This is a genomic window from Tenacibaculum sp. SZ-18, from assembly GCF_002813915.1.
In the GTDB taxonomy this organism is placed as follows: domain Bacteria; phylum Bacteroidota; class Bacteroidia; order Flavobacteriales; family Flavobacteriaceae; genus Polaribacter.
This window is the reverse complement of record NZ_CP019335.1, coordinates 3,427,155-3,444,357: the sequence shown is the minus strand read 5'-3', so window position 1 is coordinate 3,444,357 and position 17,203 is coordinate 3,427,155. Positions and strand designations below refer to the sequence as shown.

Here is a 17,203-nt window from a genome sequence, read left to right as displayed (position 1 = left end):
AATGGATTTACAACCTCCTTTTCGTAAAATTATTCATATTGATATGGATGCTTTTTATGCGTCTGTTGAACAATTGGATAATCCTGATTTGAGAGGAAAACCTGTTGCTGTTGGTGGAAGTGAAATTCGGGGAGTAGTATCAGCAGCAAGTTATGAAGCAAGAAAATTTGGGGTTCGTTCTGCAATGAGCGGCGTTTTGGCTAAAAGGAAATGTCCTCATATCATTTTTGTAAAACCAAGATTTGATCGGTACAAAGAGATTTCAACTAAGATTCGTGAGATATTTCATGATTACACTGATTTGGTTGAACCGTTATCTCTTGATGAGGCTTATTTAGATGTTACCGAAAATAAGTTCGGAAATCCATCTGCTAGTTTAATTGCACAAGAAATTAGAGATAGAATTTGGCAGGAGCTTCAGTTAAGAGCTTCAGCTGGTATTTCAATTAATAAGTTTATCGCGAAAGTAGCTTCGGATATTAATAAACCTAACGGTCAGAAAACTATTAAACCGAATGAAGTTCTCTCTTTTTTAGAAGAGCTATCTGTTGGGAAGTTTTATGGTGTAGGAAAAGTGACTGCTTCTAAAATGCACAATCATGGTATTTTCACTGGTGCTGATTTAAAGAAACGATCTTTGGAAGATTTGGTTTCCTTATTCGGAAAGTCGGGGAAACATTATTATCATATTGTTCGAGGAATACATAATAGTGAGGTAAAGCCAAATAGAGTTCGAAAATCAATTGCAGCAGAAAGAACATTCAATGAAAATTTATCTTCTGAGATTTTTATGTTGAAGAAATTGGAGTTTATTGCAGAAGAGTTAGAACGAAGAATGACGCGTACTCAAACTAAAGGTAAAACAGTTACTTTAAAGATTAAATATAGCGATTTTACGCAACAAACTCGAAGTAAAACAGTAGATAGTTATTTGCAGAAAAAAGAAGAGTTTTATCCGTTAATTAAAGATTTACTAATGCAAGAACGATTAAAAAATTCTGTGAGACTACTAGGTATTTCTTTGAGTAATTTAGATACGGAGAAAAAAGAGCCAGTTTGGATACAGTTAAGCTTCGATTTTTAAGCAATAGGAAACTTTAAAGAAACTTTGGTTCCCGCCGGAGAACCATTTTCATTCGTTAAATCGTGATATGTTAGTGAAAACTCATCGTCATAATCTTCGGAAAAAGTTTTTAATCTTTCTTTAGTTAAATCAATACCAACGGACTTACGTTTTAATGATTTTCCTTCCTTGATTTTTGCAGCTGCATTTCTACCAATTCCGTTATCGATTATATTTACTTCAACAACAGTATCGGAAACTTTATTAGCAGTTAATTTTATTTGTTTGTCGCTTTTTTTAGAGGAAAGTCCGTGCCATAAAGCATTTTCTATGAATGGTTGAAGGATAAGAGGTGGAACTTTAATAGTATCTGTATTCATATCAGGGTTAATATCAACTTGATAGTTGATCTCATTTGAGAAACGAATATTTTCGATACTCATATACAAATCCATTGTAGCTAATTCTTCTTTTAAACTGACCTCCTTAATTTTTGAAACATCAAGAATATTACGTATAAGTTTAGAGAATTTATTCAGGTAATAAACAGCCTGCTTCTGTTCGTTGTTGATTATGTAAAGTTTGATAGAGTTTAAGGCATTAAAAATAAAATGAGGGTTCATTTGTGTCTGTAATGCTTGTTGCTCAAGAAGTAATATTTTACGGTCATTGTTTAATAAGCGCTGGCGATAAATAGAATAAAGAGCTATACTTAATAAGGCGATGGTAATTAATGTGATAATTAAAATATTTCTGTTTCGATAAAATTGTAAAGATTCAATTTCAGATTGTGTTTCTAAATATGCAATCTCATTAATCTTTGATTGTAAGTCGTGTTTAGAAATTAAGTTATTAACGTAAGAAATGTTTTTCTTACCGATAGCGTTTTTTTCTACTTTAACTGATTTTTTATAGTATTCAAGGGCTAAATCATATTTATCTTGTTGTTCGTATAAGTCGGCTAAAAACCCTGTGCTAATAATTTCACTTTTTTTAATGTTATATTTTTTTGCAACTTTTAATGCTTCTTTTAGTTTGAGTTCCGCTTCATCAAGATTATTATTCTTTAATAAGGCGCCACCGTAATTACTTAGAGTTCTCGCTAAATAGTAGTTGCTATTGTATTCTGCCGCAATTGGATAGATGTCTTCTATGAATTGTAACGCCTTACTGAAACTGCCTTTTTTTCTATAAACACTACTTAAGTTATTGTAGCAAATTATTTTTCCTCTAATAGAATTTAGTTCTTCATTTACTTTAAGTGATTCTTCATAATTCTTGATAGCGTCATCAAACAATAGAAGATTTTCTTGTGCAAAACCTATATTTTCGTAGTTAATAGCTATTCCTATTTTATTGTCCAGTTCTTTTGAAATATCTAATGACTTTTCAAATTCATTTAAAGCTAAATTATATTGCTGAAGTGATAAGTAAATATTTCCTATGCTATTAATGGAAATACTAATATTCTTTTTATTGTTTAAAGTATTATCCTTTATTCTTTTGGAAATGGTAAGCGCAGTTTGATGACAGTTTAATGCATTGCGTACATCATCATCTCTACGATAACAAGACCCTAATAAGTTAAGTGTGAAAGCTTCAACTTCTGGGTGACCTATTTTTTGGGCTAATTCTAAAGCTTTTTTATGATACTTAATAGATTGATCATAGTTTGCTTCACGTCGTAATATTCTCCCAATGTTATTACGTATTGCAATTTGACCAATTAAATAACCGTTTTTTAAACTTAACTCTAAGAATCTTAAGTTACGGTTTTTGTCACTAAACTCTTTATTATTGTAAGTTGAAAGAATGGAATCGACCTCGAAGTAATTTTTATTTTTCTCTTTAAAAATCTTTTCCATTAAGTCAGATGATGAAAAAGCATTCCTGTTATCTTGGCAAAAGATGATTAAGGGGGAAAGGAAAAGAAAAAGTAAAATACTACGTTTAGTCATTTTAAAATTTATCGAGGAACTCTGTTTTTTTCTGTCTAGAAACAGGAATCTTATGGTTCATTTCTAGGATAACATATCCATCTGTTTTATAATACTCTTTAACTTTATTTAAGTTGATTATATAGGAATTGTGAATTCTAAAAAACATATCCTCAGGTAACAATCCATTAACCTCTTTGAGTTTTTTAGTTACAACAATTTTTTTTGAGTCTGTGGTGTGTATTGAACTATAATTCCCATCAGATTCTACACAGACAATTTCTTCTGGTTTTAGGAAGATTAATTTTCCATCTGCGTTTATGATTATTTTTTTCTCTGAAAGTCTTTGATTAAAATTGAAAAGAATTTTTTCAAATTTTTCATCTGTATCGACTTGTGAAATTCTATGATTGAATTTTGTGACCTTTTTTAAACATTTTTCTAAGTCGTCGGTATCAACAGGCTTTAATAAATAGTCAATTGCTTCTTTTTTTAAGGCCTCAATGGCATATTCATTATAAGCCGTTGTAATGATAATGGCAAAATCTTTTCTAGGTAGTTTCTCTATAAATTGAAAACCATCCATAGTTGGCATTTCAATATCAAGAAACAAACAATCTATAGTTGATTCATCTATGAAGTTTAATGCCTTTTCTGGATTTGAAAAGGTATTCACAATTTCTACTTCATCATTAAAGTTAGAAAGCTCCCAAGACAAGCTTTTAATAGCTTTATCTTCATCGTCAACTATTATCGCCTTAAGCATAATTACAAGAAATCTATATTTTTTGCAATTTATACAAAAAAAACGACCATTTGTACATTCTTGATGTTTTTTTATGAAATTTTAAGTGGGAAAGACAATAATTAAGGAGAATAAATAAGGAAATAACAAAAAAGACTCACAACTGTGAGTCTTTTTTTATTTATTAGGAAAATTTGCTTTTCTCTTTTCCAAGAAAGCAGTTGTACCTTCTTTAAAATCCTCTGTTCCGAAACAAGCACCGAATTGTTCAATTTCAGATTCAAAACCGTTTGTTCCGTCTTTAAAACCATCATTTACAGCTTTTATAGCTTTACCAATAGCGACGGATGAATTTTTGATTATTTTCCTCGCTAATTGTTGACCTAATTCACCTAATTCATTTTGTGGAACTACATAGTTTACTAATCTGTAGTTTTTAGCTTCCTCGGCAGAAATCATTCCAGCAGTCATGATTAATTCCATGGCTTTTCCCTTACCGATTAATTGAGGTAATCTTTGAGTTCCTCCGTAACCAGGAATTACTCCTAAAGAAGTTTCGGGTAATCCCATTTTTGCATTATCTGAGGCAATTCTAAAGTGGCAAGACATTGCTAGCTCTAACCCACCACCTAGGGCAAATCCGTTCACCATTGCGATAACTGGAGTAGAAAGGTTTTCAATGAAATCGAATAATAATTCTTGTCCTTTAGCGGCTAACTTTCCTCCTTCATTTATTGAAAAATGAGCAAATTCAGAAATATCTGCACCAGCAACAAAAGCTTTTTCTCCACTTCCGGTTAATAAAATAACTTTAACATCCTCATTCTCTTCAAGACTTTTAAAGGCTTTGTGTAATTCTTCAATGGTACTTTTATTTAAGGCATTTAGCTTTTTAGGTCTGTTAATAGTAACCTTTGCTAGATTATCTTCTAATACAACAAGTATGTTTTCAAAGTTCATAAGTTAAGTTTTTGGTAAAGTTACAGTAAATACTGTTCCTATACCATAAGTTGAGGAAAAAGTTATAGTTCCATTATATGCTTCAATGATATTTTTAATCATAGGTAATCCAAGTCCCATTCCACTTGTTTTTGTGGTGAATTTTGGTTCAAAAATTAACTTCTTATTTTCGTCAATAATTCCTTTTCCGTTATCTGAAACGGTGATAAGAACATTTTCTTCTTGAGAGAAAACTTTTACCTCAATTTTAGGGTTTGTCTCACTTTCTTTCATGGATTGAATTGCATTTTTCACAAGGTTAGTTATAATTCTAATTAGTTGTGTCTTATCTAAAAATGCGTAGATTTGAGATTCTTCTGGAATATAATATATATATTCTTCGTTAAAAATATCCAATGCATGTTTCACAACATCTACGACTTCAATATTTTCTTTACGTTGTGTTGGCATTTTGGCAAAGTCTGAAAATGCAGAAGCAATTGAGCTCATTACATCAATTTGTTGAATCAAAGTTTCACTATACTCTGCTACTTTTTCTTTTATGTTGGTGTCAGTTGGATTAAATTTTCGCTGGAAACTTTGAACTGTTAAACGCATTGGAGTTAATGGGTTTTTAATCTCATGCGCTACCTGCTTTGCCATTTCGCGCCATGCTTGTTCACGTTCACTTTGTGCTAGTTTTACGGCACTATCTTCCAACTGATCAATCATATTATTATATGATTCTACTAGTGAATTAATCTCAGAACTAGCAGCATTTAAAGTGATTTTTTCGTTTTGTTTGTTTAAACCAGTTTCTTTTATTTTATTAGAAATAGTTTGAATTGATCTTGTAATATAGCTCGATAAAAAGTAAGCTAGAGCAATCGCTGCAATAAACATAAGAACGTACACCAACAAAAGACGACTCATAAATTCACGAAGTTCTTTCTTTTGTTCTTCATTATTTTGAACCATTTTTAATTCAATTATACCAATTCTTTTATGTCTTAAGTCGTGTAAGTAGGTATATGACACTAATAACTTTTCAATAACTAGTTCTTTAAAAACTCTATGATTCGATTTGTTAGCCAGTTCATTAATAATATCTACGGAGAGTGGAAGTTCTTTTACCTTTTCGAAATCGTAAGGAATTGATGACTTTAACGGATTACCGTTCATATCAAAAACAGAAATTGTAAGCTTATGAACATCTGCAATCTCGTAAATTCTATCCTGAAAAATTTTTGCTATGTTTTCTGTTGTGACTGGGTAAGTTGTTTTTCGTTTTAATTCAATATCAATATTATGGCGAGTAGCATTTTCTTTTCTTTTAAAACGAAGCTCATTATAGTCTTTTGTTTGTTCATGATATTGGTATATAGTAACACTAGCAATTAATATTGATGCTAATAGTACCAATAATATCATGGAAATAAATATCCGTATCCTTAAGGAAATATTGTTTAGTTTAAGCAAGTTTATTATAGTTTTTAGATTTCATTATGAACATCATTGAATTATTAGTCATTGTGATAATCATTAATTACCATTTAACCGAAGCTTTTTTAAGTTTTTTTAAGCGCACTCACTGGCTTGTACTACTTTATCTAAATAGGGGACATGAATATGCATACTAAGCTATAAAGTTTAAATTACTTTTAAAAACTTTGGTGTTATCGTTGTTAACCCCAGATAGAGCTATACCATCTGCTGGATTAATCAAATCATCTTCAAAAACTCATGTACTGTAAGTTTTTTTACATGTTGAAAATTTAATCCTTAAACGAAATTTTTTCAAATTCGCTACCATATATTTTGTAAAGTGTATTCGTTTTCTTTTTTCCATTTTTAAACATATCAAAAATTAGTCCATTAATGAATACTACTTAAAAAAAGTAAGATTTCATATTCTAGGTGTTGACTTGTTGTTCTTTGGTATGAAGTAATCGAGTTAATTTTATAGAAAGGTCTAATAAAATAATTTTGGCATTACCATTTCTTTCGATATGATATTGAGCATCATTTAGTTCTTTTTCAATGGAAAGGATATTTCCACTATGTATAAAAGGAGCGAATTTTTCTAGCTTGAAGTTACCAGTTTGTGGAGTTAAATAAACCAAGTCTGGAGTTCCATAATTCAATAAAAGTGCTTGTCTGAAGAAATGTAGACAATATTGGATAAATTGTTTTTGAGTTTCTCTTCCACTTTTAGCAATCTCTTCACTCCATTGAATTAGATCTTGTATTACAGCAGCATTTCCTTTCGCTTTAAAAGCGCTACGAATCCATGTAATAAACCATTCTTCAAAAATTAAATCATTGGAGTCGTTATTCAATAAATGCAATGCTTTGTTGAGGTTACCTTCACTTTGTTGTGCAATTCTTTTTGCATCATTTGAAGAAATTTCATAATTCTTTGCCAATTCATTTTCGATATCATTCTCACTTAAAGCAGGGAAATGAAGCGATTGACAACGAGATTTTATAGTGTTTATGATCTGACCTTCTTCTTCTGTAACTAAAAGGAATATTGTCTTAGCTGGAGGTTCTTCAATTAGTTTTAATAATTTATTAGAAGCTGCAACATTCATTTTTTCGGCCATCCAAATAATCATTACTTTAAAGCCACCTTCGTATGATTTTAATGAAAGCTTTTTTACAATATCTTCAGCTTCATCTACTCCAATTTGTCCTTGTTTATTCTCAACACCAATACTTTTCAACCAATCGAATAAACTTCCATAAGGTGTGTTAAAAATAAAAGATCTCCACTCCTCTAAAAATAAATTACTCGTAGGATGTTTTTTTATAGAGTCTGTGGTGGTTACTGGAAAGGCAAAATGTAAATCAGGATGCTGTAATTTTTCACATTTTATTGCACAAGATTCAGGTTCGTTAGATGAACTGGACAATAAGAGTTTGGCATATGCAACTGCCATAGCTAAAGTTCCTGAACCCTCTTTTCCCACAAACAACTGTGCATGTGGAATTCTACCATTTTCAGCCGAGGTAGACAAATGCTTTTTAATATAGTCTTGACCAATGATTTTCTCGAATGTCATGCAACAAATATACTATTTATGTTAAGAGCAAGAAATCACATCTTTAGAATCATTCTAATTTAGTATCTTTGCATTTCGCTGTGGTTAAACAGATTTTAAATCATAGTTCTAAAAATCATTTCTTTGAGTAGTATAGCATCATTAATAATAGGAGAATCTGGAATCATCTCTGAAGATAATCAAAACTCAATTCCTTTAAAATTATTAGAAATGGGTTGTTTGCCCGGAGCAGAAGTTACTTTACTACAAGTAGCACCTTTAAACGATCCGATGTACGTTATAGTAAATGGTAGTCATTTAGCCATACGAAAAGAAACGGCTTCAAAAATAAAATTGATTAACCTAGAGAGTCAAAATGGCGAAAGATAGTATTCAAATATCGTTAATTGGTAATCCTAATACAGGGAAAACTTCTTTGTTCAATAGGTTAACAGGATTAAATCAAAAAGTAGGTAATTATCCAGGTATTACAGTCGATAAAAAACAAGGGAACTGTAAATTAACTTCTGAAATTAAAGGAGTAATTACTGATTTACCAGGTACATACAGTATTAATCCTACGTCATTAGATGAAAGTATTGTTCTTAAAGTTTTAAATGATACAGAAGGGAAGAATTTTCCTGATGTAATATTGATGGTTGCTGATATTGAAAACCTCAAAAGAAATTTGTTGTTGTTTACACAAATTCAAGATTTAGGAATTCCAACGGTTTTAGCCATTAATATGGTTGACGAAATGGAGAAAAAAGGTATTTCCATAAATGTTGAGGAGTTAGAAAAAGACTTACAAACTAAAGTAATTTTAGTTTCAGCAAAGAAGAATATTGGTATATCAGAATTAAAAGCAGAGTTGGCCAATTATAAAATTGTAAACTCGGTTTCAAATTTTGCTACAATCGCAGATAAAATAGATCAAGATTATTTTGCTAATTTACAGAATGTAAATTCAAATATTTCATTGTATAAATTATGGTTATCTGTAACTCAAAAGAATTTTTTGAATAATAGGCAGGAGGATTTTTCGAGCTTTTTAGATGACATTCCTAAATTAAAAAAGTATCAGCAGAAAGAAACAATTTATAGATATCAGAGAATTAATGAAATTCTCAAAAAAACATATGTTTTAGATCGAACGAAAGCTAAAGACTTGCGAAGCAGATTAGACAGAGTTTTTACACATAAGTTTTTTGGATACTTTATCTTTTTAGGGATTTTAGCACTAGTGTTTCAATCTATTTTTGAATGGTCATCTATTCCAATGGATTTCATTGATGGTTCCTTCGGAAGTTTATCAGAAATTCTTAAAGAGAAATTACCAGAAGGGATGTTTACAAATCTTTTAACGGATGGGGTGATTCCTGGTATTGGTGGTGTTGTAATTTTTATTCCACAAATTGCTATTTTGTTTTTCTTAATTGCAATTATGGAAGAGTCAGGATATATGAGTCGTGTTGTATTTTTAATGGACAAAATTATGAGACGATTTGGAATGAGTGGTAAAAGTATTATTCCATTAATTTCGGGAACGGCGTGTGCGATTCCAGCAGTTATGGCAACAAGAACTATTACCAGTTGGAAAGAAAGACTGATTACGATTTTAGTTACACCGTTTACCACTTGTGCCGCAAGGCTACCAGTATATGCGATTTTAATTGCGATTATTATTCCCAATCAAAGAGTTTTAGGCTTTTTTAATTTACAAGGGTTAACATTATTGGGTTTATACGCATTAGGGTTTATAGCTGCATTTAGCGCTGCTTTTATTTTACATAAAGTTTTGAAAATAAAGAGTAAATCTTTATTTGTAATAGAAATGCCTGATTATAAATTGCCGTCGATAAAGAATGTATTATTATCTGTGGTTGAAAAAACAAAAAGTTTTGTTTTTGATGCGGGTAAAATCATTTTAGCGATTTCAATTATTTTATGGTTTTTAGCAACCCATGGTCCATCTTCATATTACGAAACGGAAGAAAAAGTAAAAACTGAATTAGCATCTCAGAATTTATCAGACGAAGAGTTAGCGCAGCGAATTGCTTCAGTAAAAATGGAGAAATCTTTTATCGGAATTGCAGGTAAAGCTATTGAGCCAGTGGTAAAGCCAATGGGTTACGATTGGAAATTAGGAATTGGTTTAATCGCTTCATTTGCTGCTAGAGAAGTATTTGTAGGAACATTGGCTACTATTTACAGTATTGAAGGCGTAGAGGATGAAGGAACGATAAAAGAAAGAATGGAAGCCGAGGTAAATTCTGAAACTGGTGGTAAACGATTCGATTTTGCGACAGGAATGTCCTTATTACTTTTTTATGTATTTGCAATGCAGTGTATGGCAACATTAGCTATTGTAAAACGAGAAACGAAAAGTTGGAAATGGCCAATCATCCAATTGGTAGCGATGGGAGTTATCGCCTATTCATCGGCAACAGTAATTTATCAATTCTTGTCATAATATGGTACAGCAATTCATTACATATACGATAGTAGCTTTAGCAGTTTTCTTTTTAGCTAAGAAGTTTTTTTTTCAGCCAAAAAGTAAAAATGGTTGTGATACAAATTGTGGTTGTAGCTAGAATAAAAGCTTAAGTAAGCCCTTAAATAAACTATTTTTGATTCCATTACGTTTATGAAAGTATGACTCAAAAAGTATTCTTTTTCTTTTTTTTTATATCCCTGTTGGGTTTCGGACAAAAGAAACTTAAAGAATTTAGGTCAAAGAAACTAACACTTAAAAGCGATACTATTCAAATCGATTCCGTAAGTATCAATCCTACTTTTTTTAAATTATTTTCAAAAGACGGAAAGGAAATTTCTAAAGAACAGTATCAAGTAGACTTTGTAAAATCTAAACTATTTATAAAGTCAGATAGTTTTCCTGAAGTTATTATGGAGTATTTGCGATATCCAGCCTTTTTAACCAAGAAATATTCCTTATTAGATAAAAGGTTAATCGTTCCAAATTCAACAAATACATCTGAACAATTATACAGTTTAACAACAAATAAAAAGAAAACTAGAAATGATTTCTTTGATGGTTTAAAAACTTCAGGATTCATTTCAAGAGGAGTTACTTCAGGTAATAATCAGAATGCAGTTACAAATGCAACTTTAGACTTAACTATTGAAGGAAAATTGTCGAAAGATGTTTCCATAAGAGCTAATATTTTTGATACTAATTTTCCATTACAACAAGGAGGTTACTCTCAAAATATCACAGATTTTAATCGAGTTTTTGTAGAGTTATATAACAAGAATTGGAAAGTGAAAGGAGGAGATGTTTCTCTTGCCAATAAGGATAGTTATTTTTTGAATTTCGATAAACAAGTTTCTGGATTACAAGCTGAGGCTGATATCAGTAAAAACTTCCGAGCTTCTGCTTCTGGAGCCATTGTTCGTGGTCGTTTTACGGCTTTTAATTTTGTTGGAACAGAAGGAAATCAAGGTCCATACAAAATTTTTGGTCCAAATAACGAATCGGCGATTGTAATTGTAGAAGGAAGTGATGCTGTTTTCGTAAACGGGAATCGTTTAGAACGCGGAGAAAATAAAGACTATGTAATCGATTATAATTTAGCTGAAGTTCGTTTTAACACCAAATATCCCGTTACAAATGATATGCGCGTTCGAATAGAATTTCAATTTTCTGATAGAAACTATACACGTTTTATCACTTATGAAAAAGCACAGTATAAAGGAGAAAAGTTATCTATTTCTGGATATTTCTACAATGAAAATGATGCTAAAAGTCAACCTATTCAACAAAATTTAACAGACGAACAGAAAGAGATTCTAGCAAATGCAGGAAACGATATTACACAAATGGTATCGCCAAGTGCTTTTATTGATGAATTTTCTCCAAATAGAATTCAATATCGAAAAGTGGATAATAACGGAGTTTCCATTTTTGAGTTTTCAACTGATGAAAATGAAGAATTATACACAGTTACTTTTTCTAATGTTGGCATTAATAATGGTAGTTATAGAATAGATCGAACAATTGCTACAGGAACTATTTATCAGTATGTTGGTCCGAATTTAGGAAGTTTTGAACCTTCTGTTCGATTGGTCCCACCAACCAGTTTGCAAGTAGCTGTGGTAAATTCAAATTATAATCCATCAGAAAAAACCAACATTAGTGCAGAGTTAGCTTATAGTAATAATGACCAGAATTTGTTTTCTTCAATTGACGATGAAAAGAATCAACAAATTGCATCAAAACTAAACTGGAAACAAACCATTTTGGATGGAAGTTGGAAATTGAAAAGTAATTTGGATTATGAGTTTGTTCAGCAGAATTTTAGAACAGTACAGCGTTTTAGAACCGTTGAATTTAATCGTGATTGGAACTTGAGATCGGCAGTTGGAAATCAGAATCAATTGGCAACTACGTTTAGATTAGAGAAAGAGAAAAACAATTTTGTTTCTTATGGTTTTAATTACTTGAACTTTTCTGAAAGTTTTAATGGTAATAAACATGAAATTCAATCTAGATTAAGTAACAAAAATTCTGTTTTTAATTTAAAGGGAAGTATGTTACAAAATACATCTACCATTGAGAAAGATGAGTTTTTCAGATTGTATAGTAATTATGAAAAGCGTTTTAAGAAAACGTGGATTGGTGGTTTGGTAAATTTTGAAACGAATGAAATAAAAGATAGAAATACAAATACATTCAATAATTTAAGTCACCAATTTCAAGAGTATGAAGGATATTTTGGAATTGGAGATTCAACAAAAGTATTTGCAAAAGTAGGATTGAATTATAGAACAAATGATAGTATCAAAAGCAATTTATTTACAAGAATAAATAATAGAAATACAGTATATCTCGATAGTAGAATTATACAGAACAAAACAACAAATTTGTCGGTATATGCAAATTATAGATATACCGATGAAAAGTTTTCGGAAAATGAACAATCTTTAAATTCGAGAATAGTTTATAATCAACGATTTTTTAAAAATGGATTGACCATTGGAACGGTTTACGAAACGTCATCAGGGAATATTGCAAGACAAGATTTTATTTATGTAAAAACTGAACCAGGACAGGGGTTTTACACTTGGATCGATTACAATAACGATGGAATTCAACAGTTCGAAGAATTTGAAATTGCACAGTTTCAAGATCAAGCAGAATATCTAAGAGTTCCGCTACCAAACTTAACCTTTTTACCAACGCAAAGAGCATCTTGGAAGCAATCCATAACATTAAATCCGAAACTTTGGAAATCGAAAAAAGGAGTTCGAAAATGGTTGTCTTATTTTTATAATCAAACTTACTTTTTAATTAATAATGAGCAAAGACGAGTTGGTGATAGTTTTAATTTGAATCCGTTTGATTTGAATGAAGATCAATTAGTTGGTTTGCAATTTAATTTTAGAAATAGTATCTATTTCAATCGAAACCTACAAAATTATAGTTGGATTTACACGTTTGGTAAGTCGAGAAATAAGCAGCAATTTACTATTGGTAATCAAGAGAATAATACGATTACACATCAAATAGATTTTAAACATAAAGTTGGCAAATTCTGGTTGTTTGAGGCCACATCATCGCTCTCTGAAAATAAATTATCAACCGAAAACTTCGCAAATAGAAATTATAATTTAAGAAATAAAGAATTAAATCCTAAGCTTACCTATTTATATAACAAAGATCATAGATTATCTGCTTTTTATCATTTTAAAAATAAAGAGAATACAGTTGCTGGATTAGAAAATTTGAGTCAACAAAAACTGGGCATTGAATATTATTACATTAATGAAAAGCGAAATCAAATTTCGGCTAACTTTAATATGTTTTTAAATAATTTCAGAGGAGATACAAATTCTCCCGTTGGATATCAAATGTTAGAAGGATTGCAAGTTGGAAGGAATTTTACTTGGAGTGCTTTGATAACACAAAAATTGAATTCGTTTTTAAATCTAAATTTGAACTATTTTGGCAGGAAAAGTGAAGCCTCTAAAACAATACATACAGGAATGGTTCAATTGAAAGCCATTTTTTAGATAAATGATGTATTTTTGTTTAATAAATTAAGATGATAATAACTCAATATACTTTACACATGAAAAAGACTTTAGTAATTTTTGCTGTTTTAGTGAATTTCGTTACGCAAGCACAACAAGAAATAAGCGTAGATTTAGGAGATGCTTTAGTAATGAAGACCATAGAGGTTACATATGAATATTATTTAGCGGATCAATCATCTATCGGTATTTCAGGATTATTCAATTTTGAAGGTAAAAACTCCGATTTCAGATACAATGAGGATAATATGATCACTCCATTTTTCAGGCATTATTTTACGACAGCTCAAAACTGGAATTATTTTGGTGAAATTTTTATAGGAATAAATAGTGGAGAAAAAGATAGTGCAATTAAATATACCGACGGAGCGTTAGGGGTTTCTGTTGGAACTAAATATGTTTCTAACGGTGGATTTATGGTTAGTGTTCTTGGAGGAATTGGTAGAAATATGTTCTCAGATAATTCTCCAGCAGTTGTACCAAGAGTTGGTTTGAATATTGGCTATCGTTTCTAAGCTTCTTTTTTACTGGAAAAACGTATCACCAAAAAAGTTAGTAAAGCTGGTAAAACCCATCCAAGATTATCTTTAGAGAAAGGAATTATATTTTGAATTCTAACTAACGATTCTTTATCAATAAAGAATTGTAAGAAATCTGGGATACTAAATACAAATGTTACTAGTACAACAGCTTTAAACATTGTTGGTGTTGCTAATTTCGTAGGAAGCAAATTCAATAGAATTAGTATGATTGTAATAGGGTAAATAAACATGAGTGCCGGAAAAGCAATATCTACTATAAATTGTACATTAAATTGTCCTATAACTATACCTAAAACACATCCGATAATTGCTGTAATTGTGTAAGCTTTTTCAGAATTATTAAATAAGCTTTTGAAGTAATCAGAAGTTCCTGTGATGATTCCAACTGCAGTAGTAAAGCATGCTAAGGCAACTAATACACTTAATAAAGTAGTTCCAATATTCCCTAAAGTTTGTGAACTTAAAGAAGATAATATTTCTGATCTAGAGGCCTCCTTGGGAAATGTGCTACCGAAAATAGCTCCATTATAAATTAATCCAGCATAAATTATTAGTAATCCAAGTCCGGCAATTAATCCAGATGTAGTTATTAATTCTTTCTTCTCTTGGAATGAAGTGTTTTTGTTGAAATTCATGGAAATAACTAAAACTCCACCAATAACAACTGCTCCAATAGCATCAAAAGTTTGGTAACCTTCAAATAAACCACTAACAAATGGGGTGTTAAAAATAGTTGGAGTTGAAATTGTATTTGAAGAGAAAATTCCAATACATATTATAGATAAAAGAATCACAATAATTAATGGAGTAAGAAATCGTCCTATCAAAGTTAAAATTTTACTTCTATTCATAACAAAGGCAAGAACCAAAGCAAAATAAATTGAGCTCGTGAACAAAGAGTCTGTTTCAAAGTAAGGTTGAATTGCCATTTCATGTGTAACTGAAGCCGTTCTCGGAGCCGGTAAAGCCACCGAAATTACATATACAACAAAACAATATATGAAACTAAATGTAGGTGAAACTTTTTTACCAAAATCATACATTGTTCCCTGTAAACGTGCATGTGCTAATATTCCTAGAATTGGAATAAAAACGGCTGTGATGAAAAAACCAAACGCTACCCAATGCCATGTGTCTGCAGCATTTTTACCTAAAAAAGGAGGAAAAATCAAGTTTCCTGCTCCAAAAAACATAGAGAATAGAGCAAAGCTAGTAATTAGAGTTTCTTTTTTAGTTTTTTTCATTTACTAGTGGTTTTATTTTAAAGAAGTGATAAAGTCAATTGTTTTTGAGTTAAAAATAGAAGGTTGCTCTACATTAACAACATGTCCACATTTTTCAATGACATATAAAGTAGAATTCAGATGGTTTTTTACAACGCGTTTGATAGAAGGTAGAAATAAATGATCCTCTGCTCCCATTATGTATAAAGTTGGTGTTTTAATTTCTTTTGCTCGAAAAAAACGTAGTAAGGGGTTTATTTCTGAAGTAAGTTTAAACCATTTTAAAAATTCTTTTTGGTATAACTTTTTAGCTTCGTTGATAAATAAAAGTCTAGATTTTTTATGATTTTTTTTAGGCATTATTATAAAAGCAAATAATTTATATAATAACATATAAGGTACTATTGATTTAAAGATATTACCCAGTTTCATTAGCAATTGAGACCTAAAGTTTAACTTCAAAATTGCTCCTCCTAAAACCATGCTTTTCACCATTTCAGGTTTTTGTTCTGCAAGATTTCGAATTAAAATTGAACCTAATGAAATACCAATGAAGTGAGATTTTTTAATCTTTACATGGTGTAGTACTTCAATAATGTCTTTAGTAACAACATCAAAGGTATACTCATTTTTAAAAAGTTTACCTATGGAAGGTTTACTTCTACCATGTCCTCTTAAATCTAAAATTAGCACATTAAAGTGTTTTTTAAATTCTCGTACCTGCTTAAACCAAATAGTACTGCTACCTCCAGCTCCATGAATAAAAGTTACCCATTCTGAAGATGTTTTATGTACGTATGTGTTATGATATAACAACTCTTATTTTTTACTTTTTAAAGAGGAAAGATACATATTTTTGCGCCATGGAAAATCGGATTGTATATAAAAATACTAGAGTTACTTACTATTGTTATGGAGAAGGAATTAAAACCTTAGTTCTATTACATGGTTTTTTAGAGAACTCGGCTATGTGGGAATCTATGGTAGATGAATTTTCAAATGAACTCAAAATTATAAGTATTGATCTTTTAGGTCATGGAAATTCTGAATGTTTAGGGTATATACATACTATGGAAGAAATCGCAGAATCGGTAGCATCAGTTCTTACAAAAGAGGAAGAAAACAAGGCAATTTTTGTTGGTCATTCTATGGGAGGATACGTAGCTTTAGCCTTAGCAGAAAAATATCCAGAGTTCGTTGAGAAATTATGTTTGTTAAATTCGACCGCACAAGCAGATTCAGAAGAACGAAAAATGATGCGTGACAGAGCTATTCAAATGGCAAAGACAAATTATAATGCATTAGTTTCAATGTCTATTAGTAATTTATTTTCATCAGAAACTTCAAGTGAATTTACAGCTGAAATTGCAGATTGTAAAAAAGAGGCTTTAAAAACACCAGTTCAAGGATATATTGCTTGTGCAGAAGGAATGAAACAACGTAAAAATAGAGAACATATTCTGCAATCAGAAGCTTATGAAAGTTTATTGATTATAGGAAAGAAAGATCCTGTTTTAGTTTATGAAGATAGTTTAGCCGAAGCAAATAGAACTCAAACTCCAATAATAGAACTATCAAATGGACACATGAGCCATATTGAAAACAAGAAAGAGTTATTAAATAGTTTAAGAGATTTCATTCACTCTTAATTTGATA

Annotated in this window: 13 protein-coding genes; 6 read left to right on the top strand and 7 right to left on the bottom strand. The window is 30.7% G+C overall.

Annotated features, from left to right (window positions below; genetic code table 11):
* Window position 1: 1 nt before the first annotated feature.
* Entirely contained in the window at window positions 2-1,084 is a 1,083-nt protein-coding gene (dinB, locus tag BTO06_RS15570; RefSeq protein WP_100926186.1) for a DNA polymerase IV, read from the top strand.
* On the opposite strand, the gene BTO06_RS15565 is transcribed toward dinB, so the two are convergent.
* The 5 genes from BTO06_RS15565 to BTO06_RS15545 all read right to left on the bottom strand — a co-directional run bounded on the left by BTO06_RS15565 (window position 1,081) and on the right by BTO06_RS15545 (window position 7,749).
* Window positions 1,081-2,928 carry a tetratricopeptide repeat-containing sensor histidine kinase gene (locus BTO06_RS15565; RefSeq protein WP_198517091.1) on the bottom strand — a complete coding sequence of 616 codons (1,848 nt, stop codon included), beginning with the start codon at window positions 2,926-2,928 and terminating at the stop codon, window positions 1,081-1,083. The genes dinB and BTO06_RS15565 overlap by 4 nt on opposite strands.
* A gap of 94 nt (window positions 2,929-3,022) precedes the next feature.
* The gene (locus tag BTO06_RS15560; RefSeq protein ID WP_100926184.1) at window positions 3,023-3,766 is read right to left on the bottom strand and encodes a LytR/AlgR family response regulator transcription factor; all 744 of its coding nucleotides are present in this window, start codon (window positions 3,764-3,766) and stop codon (window positions 3,023-3,025) included.
* Window positions 3,767-3,922: 156 nt separating this feature from the next.
* Window positions 3,923-4,705, bottom strand: a complete 783-nt coding sequence (locus tag BTO06_RS15555) for an enoyl-CoA hydratase/isomerase family protein (protein WP_100926183.1) — start codon at window positions 4,703-4,705, stop codon at window positions 3,923-3,925.
* 3 nt (window positions 4,706-4,708) lie between these two features.
* Window positions 4,709-6,115, bottom strand: coding sequence for a sensor histidine kinase (locus BTO06_RS15550; protein WP_100926182.1), 1,407 nt, complete (start codon window positions 6,113-6,115; stop codon window positions 4,709-4,711).
* A 482-nt stretch (window positions 6,116-6,597) separates the two neighbouring features.
* Window positions 6,598-7,749 carry a DNA polymerase III subunit gene (locus BTO06_RS15545; protein WP_100926181.1) on the bottom strand — a complete coding sequence of 384 codons (1,152 nt, stop codon included), beginning with the start codon at window positions 7,747-7,749 and terminating at the stop codon, window positions 6,598-6,600.
* 123 nt (window positions 7,750-7,872) lie between these two features.
* On the opposite strand from BTO06_RS15545, the gene BTO06_RS15540 reads away from it, so the two are divergent.
* From BTO06_RS15540 to BTO06_RS15520, 4 genes are all read left to right on the top strand, one after another.
* Window positions 7,873-8,118 carry a FeoA family protein gene (locus BTO06_RS15540; RefSeq protein WP_100926180.1) on the top strand — a complete coding sequence of 82 codons (246 nt, stop codon included), beginning with the start codon at window positions 7,873-7,875 and terminating at the stop codon, window positions 8,116-8,118.
* Window positions 8,105-10,201 carry a ferrous iron transport protein B gene (feoB, locus tag BTO06_RS15535; protein ID WP_100926179.1) on the top strand — a complete coding sequence of 699 codons (2,097 nt, stop codon included), beginning with the start codon at window positions 8,105-8,107 and terminating at the stop codon, window positions 10,199-10,201. The genes BTO06_RS15540 and feoB overlap by 14 nt, the downstream gene beginning before the upstream one ends.
* A gap of 182 nt (window positions 10,202-10,383) precedes the next feature.
* Window positions 10,384-13,761, top strand: coding sequence for a hypothetical protein (locus BTO06_RS15525; RefSeq protein WP_100926177.1), 3,378 nt, complete (start codon window positions 10,384-10,386; stop codon window positions 13,759-13,761).
* Between the two features lie 59 nt (window positions 13,762-13,820).
* Window positions 13,821-14,297: a hypothetical protein gene (locus tag BTO06_RS15520; RefSeq protein WP_100926176.1), complete on the top strand. Its 477-nt coding sequence runs from the start codon at window positions 13,821-13,823 to the stop codon at window positions 14,295-14,297.
* On the opposite strand, the gene brnQ is transcribed toward BTO06_RS15520, so the two are convergent.
* On the bottom strand, window positions 14,294-15,568 hold the full coding sequence (gene brnQ / locus BTO06_RS15515; protein WP_100926175.1) for a branched-chain amino acid transport system II carrier protein: 1,275 nt from the start codon (window positions 15,566-15,568) through the stop codon (window positions 14,294-14,296). The two genes, BTO06_RS15520 and brnQ, sit on opposite strands and share 4 nt — an antisense overlap.
* 12 nt (window positions 15,569-15,580) lie before the next feature.
* Complete coding sequence (locus BTO06_RS15510) at window positions 15,581-16,363, bottom strand: alpha/beta fold hydrolase (RefSeq protein ID WP_100926174.1); 783 nt, start codon at window positions 16,361-16,363, stop codon at window positions 15,581-15,583.
* Between the two features lie 47 nt (window positions 16,364-16,410).
* Here BTO06_RS15510 and BTO06_RS15505 point away from each other — a divergent pair, with 47 nt between their 5' ends.
* Window positions 16,411-17,196: an alpha/beta fold hydrolase gene (locus BTO06_RS15505; RefSeq protein ID WP_100926815.1), complete on the top strand. Its 786-nt coding sequence runs from the start codon at window positions 16,411-16,413 to the stop codon at window positions 17,194-17,196.
* The last annotated feature ends 7 nt before the right edge of the window (window positions 17,197-17,203 follow it).